This is a genomic window from Streptomyces sp. 8L (genome assembly GCF_020176795.1).
GTDB lineage: Bacteria > Actinomycetota > Actinomycetes > Streptomycetales > Streptomycetaceae > Streptomyces.
This window is the reverse complement of record NZ_JAIUKE010000630.1, coordinates 1-5,398: the sequence shown is the minus strand read 5'-3', so window position 1 is coordinate 5,398 and position 5,398 is coordinate 1. Positions and strand designations below refer to the sequence as shown.

The following is a 5,398-nucleotide window of genomic DNA, read 5'->3' as shown; positions in this document are numbered from 1 at the left end:
GGCCGGGGGTGCGGGGGCCGATGCCGCGCGACGGCGGCCCGGTCCTCGTCCGTTCCCGTCCGTTTCCTTCCGTTCCCTCTGTTCGGTCACTGTTCGGGCGCGCGTGACGGCCGTTCGGTCACCGTTCGAGGGGCGGGGGGGGGGGGGGCCCCCCCCCCCCCCCCCCCGGGGCCCCCCCCCCCCCCCCCCCCGGGGGGGGGGCGCCCCCCGCCGCGCCCCCCGCGGCGGCGAGCCACCGCGCACGGGGGGCGCGGGGGCCGGGGGGGGGGCCCCGGGGGGGGGGGGGGGGGGCCGGCCGCCGGCCCACCCCTGGCGCGTCGGCCACCGGGCGCCACAGGCGTATCGCGCCACACGTACCGCATCACCGCATCCCGCGTATCGCGTCACGTGTCCCTCGCGTCCCACGGCATCGCTCACGCCTCATCGCTCACACGGCGGGCGGTTTCCCCTCGCGCGGCCTTCCCGGCACTCCGGGGCGGCGCTGCCACGGCAGGGGACCCTCCGGGGGCCGGTAGGCGACGCCGAGCGCGTCCAGGCGCCGGTAGTGCTCGGCCATGCGCGCCTCGAATCCGGCGAAGTCCCGCTCCTCCGGCGCCCCGAGCGCGCTCCACACGCTCTCGGCGAACGCGGCGAGGCGCGGGTGTACCTGGTAGTCGACCCGGCCCGCGTCCTGCATGACCTCGGTCCACACGTTGGCCTGGGCGCCCAGAATCCGGCCGGCCTCCTCGGCGGTGAGCCCGTCCGGCACGGGCTCGAAGCGGTACACGTCCTCCAGCGTCCGCACGAAGCCGATGGGGATGGGCTCGGCGTCGCCCGCCGCCTGCCGGTGGTCCAGATACACCTGCTGCTCGGGGCACATCACCACGTCGTGGCCCGCCCTCGCCGCGGCGACGCCGCCCCCGTAGCCGCGCCAGGAGGAGACGGCCGCCCCGGGCGCGAGGCCGCCTTCGAGGATCTCGTCCCAGCCGATGAGGCGCCTGCCGCGCAGGGTGAGCCAGGTGTCGAAGTGCCGGATGAACCAGGACTGGAGCTCGTCCTCGTTGGCGAGGCCCTCGCGCTCGATGCGGGCCTGCGCGGTGGCGGAGTCCTTCCACTGCTCCTTGGGCGCCTCGTCGCCGCCGACGTGGATGAACCGCGACGGGAACAGCGCGAGCACCTCCTCGAAGACGCCCTCGTAGAAGCGCAGTACCGCGTCGGTCGGGGCGAGGATGTTCCCGTTGATGCCCCAGGTGTCCCAGACGCCCAGCGCCGCCGTGTCCACGACGTCGGCGTTGCCGAGTTCGGGGTACGCGGCGATGGCGGCCTGCGAGTGGCCGGGGACGTCGATCTCCGGGACCACGGTGATGTGCCGCTCGGCGGCGTACGCGACGATCTCGCGGATGTCGTCCTGCGTGTAGAACCCGCCGTGCGGGGTCTCGCTCCACAGATCGGACGCGCGGTGGCCCCACTTGGTGCGCGGGCGCCAGGCGCCGACCTCGGTGAGCCGCGGGTGGCGCTTGATCTCGATGCGCCAGCCCTGGTCGTCGGTGAGGTGCAGGTGCAGGACGTTGAGCTTGTGCGCCGCGAGCAGGTCCAGGTGGCGCAGGACGCCTTCCTTGGGCGTGAAGTGCCGCGCGACGTCGAGCATCATGCCGCGCCAGCCGAAGCGGGGGCTGTCGCGGACCGTGAGGGCGGGCAGCCGCCAGACGCGGTCCGGACGGAGCGGCGCGCGCCGGAAGGCGTCGGGCCCGAGGAGCTGCCGCAGCGTCTGCGCGCCCCAGAAGACGCCCGCGGGGCCGCCGCCCTCGATCGTGACGGCGGGGGCGCGGGCCTCGTCGGCCCGGCCGGCGGGTCCGGGGGCCGAGGTCGTCAGGACGTACGCCTCGGGGCCGCTCTCGCGTGCGACGTCGGGGCTGACGCGCAGCACGATCCGGTCGTGGCCCAGGCCGGCGCCGTCCGCGGGCGCGACGTCGGGGAAGGCAAGACCGGTCCCGGCGCCGACGGCCGTGCGCAGCCAGCGGGCGGTGGTGTCCGTGCCGGGCCCTGCGTGGACGCGCAGCGCGGCGGGCAGTGCGAATCCGGCGTCGCCACCGCTGCCGCCGCCGGCTCCCCGTATCCGGCCGGGAGCGGGGATGAGCGCCGCGTGCGCGGGGCCCTGGTCCTGGGTGGGGCCCGCGTCAGGGCTCGCAGGGTTCGTCGCCATTCGTCCTCCGCCGGGTGATCAGATCCGTACCGAGATGAGGTCTATACCAATACGGAAGATCAGCACACGGACGGCCGATACGGCAAGAGACCCGGGCGCGCCGCGCGGCCCACCGCCCACGGGCGAACCCGGCGGCCCGGCACGGCCACAAGCGGACGCGGCGGCCCGACACGGGCGCGGGTGGACGCTACGGGCCTGGCACGGGCGCGGGTGGACGCTACGGCCTGCCACCGGCGGACGCGAGGCCCACGGGCGGACTCCACGGCCCGGCACGCCCGCGGCGGACGCGGGCGGAACAGGCGGCGGGCGGACGCACGAGATGCGCCCGTCCGGGGCCGGAGATCCGGGGCGGGAGAGCCGGGGCAGGAGATCCGGGTCAGGACGCCGGGGCGGCTACTGCTTGCCGGCGCCCTTGCCGTCCTTGCCGCCCTTGCCCTTGTCGCCCTCGCCACCGGGGCCCATGGACTCGTAGATCTCCTTGCACATCGGACAGACGGGGTACTTCTTGGGGTCGCGCCCCGGTACCCAGACCTTGCCGCACAGTGCCACCACGGGAGTGCCGTCGAGGGCACTCGCCATGATCTTGTCCTTCTGGACGTAGTGGGCGAAGCGCTCGTGGTCGCCGTCGCCTCGCGACACCTGCGGCGTCGGCTCCACGAGGGTGCCCGTACCTGCCCCGCGCTCGGGCTCAAGAGTGCTCATAACAGCCAAGAATACTCACGGACCGAGATTTTCCCGGAGGGCGGGTCGGAGCGCTCCGCACCCGGACACTCACCCCCGGGCGCGGCTCCGGGACGCGGCCGGCTCAGTTCAGTGACGGGTCGTCCGGGTACGTGGCGACCATCGCGAGCCGCCCCCGCTGCCTGCGCAGCACGGCGCGCCACAGCGCCTTCGGATGCGGCGAGGAGACGTCGCCCGGCTCCGACTCGACCACGTACCAGGCGCCGTTCTTCAGCTCGCGCTCCAGCTGGCCGGGCCCCCAGCCCGCGTACCCGGCGAAGATCCGCAGCGAGCCGAGGGCCTCGGCCAGCAGCTCCGGCGGGGTCTCCAGGTCCACCAGGCCGATCGCGCCGTGCACCCGGCGCCAGCCGAGCGGGCCCTCCTCGCCCGGGATCACGGCGAGCGCGAGCGCCGAGTCGAGGGAGACGGGTCCGCCCTGGAAGACCACGCCGGGTTCGCCCGCGTGGTCGGCCCAGGCCGCGAGGATGTCCGCCACGCCGACCGGGGTCGGGCGGTTGAGGACCACGCCGAGCGAGCCCTCCTCGTCGTGGTCGAGCAGCAGGACGACCGCGCGGTCGAAGTTCGGGTCTGCCAGGGCCGGCGTCGCGACGAGCAGCCGCCCTGTGAGCGAGGACACCTCGGTCATGCGACACATGATCCCGCATCTTCGCCCCGCACGGGGACGTCCGTGCACGGCGCGCGTGCGCGCAGCTCAGGGGCGCGTCGTGACGGCGCCGGAGCGCACGGCGCGTCCGCCGACGGCGGCGACTCCACGCGTTCGCACCGGCACACAGCGTGGTGTGCCGCGTCCGGACGCCTTCGGGCCCGTCGAGGGCCTACGGGAGGGGGTCCGGCGCGCCTTAGGCTTACCCGGGCCGTATGTTCGGCACCCAACCCCCCGACTGTCCCCTCCGGAACGCGAGATCCATGACCGGCACCGGCACTGATGACGTACTGCTCGTCCACGGCGGCACCCCCCTCCAGGGTGAGATCCGCGTCCGAGGCGCGAAGAACCTGGTCCCCAAGGCGATGGTCGCCGCCCTGCTCGGCTCCACGCCGAGCAGGCTGCGCAACGTGCCGGACATCCGCGACGTGCGGGTCGTACGCGGCCTGCTCCAGCTGCACGGGGTGACCGTGCGCCCCGGCGACGAGCCGGGTGAGCTGGTGCTCGACCCGACCCATGTGGAGAGCGCCAACGTCGCGGACATCGACGCCCACGCCGGCTCGTCGCGCATCCCGATCCTGTTCTGCGGGCCGCTGCTGCACCGGCTGGGCCACGCGTTCATCCCGGGGCTCGGCGGCTGCGACATCGGCGGACGGCCGATCGACTTCCACTTCGACGTGCTGCGCCAGTTCGGCGCGACGATCGACAAGCGGGCGGACGGCCAGTACCTGGAGGCGCCCCAGCGGCTGCGCGGGACGAAGATCACGCTGCCGTACCCGTCGGTCGGCGCGACCGAGCAGGTGCTGCTGACGGCGGTCCTCGCGGAGGGCGTCACCGAGCTGTCGAACGCGGCGGTGGAGCCCGAGATCGAGGACCTGATCTGCGTCCTGCAGAAGATGGGCGCCATCATCGCGATGGACACCGACAGGACCATCAGGATCACCGGTGTGGACAGCCTCGGCGGCTACAACCACCACGCGATACCGGACCGCCTGGAGGCGGCGTCCTGGGCGTCCGCGGCGCTGGCCACCGAGGGCGACATCTACGTGCACGGCGCGCAGCAGCGCTCGATGATGACCTTCCTCAACACGTACCGGAAGGTCGGCGGCGCCTTCGAGATCGACGACAAGGGCATCCGCTTCTGGCACCCGGGCGGCTCGCTGAAGTCGATAGCCCTGGAGACGGACGTCCACCCGGGCTTCCAGACGGACTGGCAGCAGCCGCTGGTGGTGGCGCTGACGCAGGCGTCCGGCCTGTCGATCGTGCACGAGACGGTGTACGAGTCCCGGCTCGGCTTCACCTCCGCGCTCAACCAGATGGGCGCGCACATCCAGCTCTACCGCGAGTGCCTGGGCGGCTCGCACTGCCGGTTCGGGCAGCGCAACTTCCTGCACTCGGCCGTGGTCTCGGGCCCGACCCGGCTCCAGGGCGCCGACCTGGTCATCCCCGACCTGCGCGGCGGGTTCTCGTACCTGATCGCGGCGCTGGCGGCGCAGGGCACGTCCCGCGTGCACGGAATCGACCTGATCAACCGGGGCTACGAGAACTTCCTGGACAAGCTCGTGGAGCTGGGCGCGAAGGTGGAGCTGCCGGGCGGCCCGCTCGTCTGACGGCGTCCGCGGGGGCGGGTACCCCTGTCCGACGGCGTCCGCGGGGCGGGTGCCTGCCGGGCAAGCACCCGCCCCCGCGGCGTGTGCGGGTGCGTACGGGGGCTCCGCGGGGGGGGGGGGGGGGGGGGGGGGGGGGGGGGGGGGGGGGGGGGCGGGGGGGGCGCGGCGGGGGGGGCCGGGGCGGGGCGGGGGGGGGGGGGGGCGCCCGGGGGGGGGCGGGGG

General features: G+C 74.9%; 4 protein-coding genes. 1 reads left to right on the top strand and 3 read right to left on the bottom strand.

Translation table 11 applies throughout. The features are described from left to right. Positions 1–427 precede the first annotated feature (427 nt). The 3 genes from LCE31_RS36035 to LCE31_RS36025 form a co-directional block, all read right to left on the bottom strand. Complete coding sequence (locus LCE31_RS36035; protein WP_225022097.1) at positions 428–2,182, bottom strand: beta-N-acetylhexosaminidase; 1,755 nt, start codon at positions 2,180–2,182, stop codon at positions 428–430. Positions 2,183–2,575: 393 nt separating this feature from the next. Further along, complete coding sequence (locus tag LCE31_RS36030; protein ID WP_225022096.1) at positions 2,576–2,884, bottom strand: DUF3039 domain-containing protein; 309 nt, start codon at positions 2,882–2,884, stop codon at positions 2,576–2,578. 103 nt (positions 2,885–2,987) lie between these two features. Beyond that, positions 2,988–3,548: a YqgE/AlgH family protein gene (locus tag LCE31_RS36025; protein ID WP_225022095.1), complete on the bottom strand. Its 561-nt coding sequence runs from the start codon at positions 3,546–3,548 to the stop codon at positions 2,988–2,990. Positions 3,549–3,829: 281 nt separating this feature from the next. Here LCE31_RS36025 and murA point away from each other — a divergent pair, with 281 nt between their 5' ends. Continuing rightward, positions 3,830–5,176, top strand: coding sequence for a UDP-N-acetylglucosamine 1-carboxyvinyltransferase (gene murA, locus LCE31_RS36020; protein WP_225022094.1), 1,347 nt, complete (start codon positions 3,830–3,832; stop codon positions 5,174–5,176). The last annotated feature ends 222 nt before the right edge of the window (positions 5,177–5,398 follow it).

What these genes read in the sequence shown, in the direction of transcription:
- murA (WP_225022094.1), top strand. Translation starts at nt 3,830, where the DNA reads ATGACCGGCACCGGCACTGATGACGTACTGCTCGTCCACGGCGGCACC.
- LCE31_RS36030 (WP_225022096.1), bottom strand. Translation starts at nt 2,884, where the DNA reads ATGAGCACTCTTGAGCCCGAGCGCGGGGCAGGTACGGGCACCCTCGTG.
- LCE31_RS36035 (WP_225022097.1), bottom strand. Translation starts at nt 2,182, where the DNA reads ATGGCGACGAACCCTGCGAGCCCTGACGCGGGCCCCACCCAGGACCAG.
- LCE31_RS36025 (WP_225022095.1), bottom strand. Translation starts at nt 3,548, where the DNA reads ATGACCGAGGTGTCCTCGCTCACAGGGCGGCTGCTCGTCGCGACGCCG.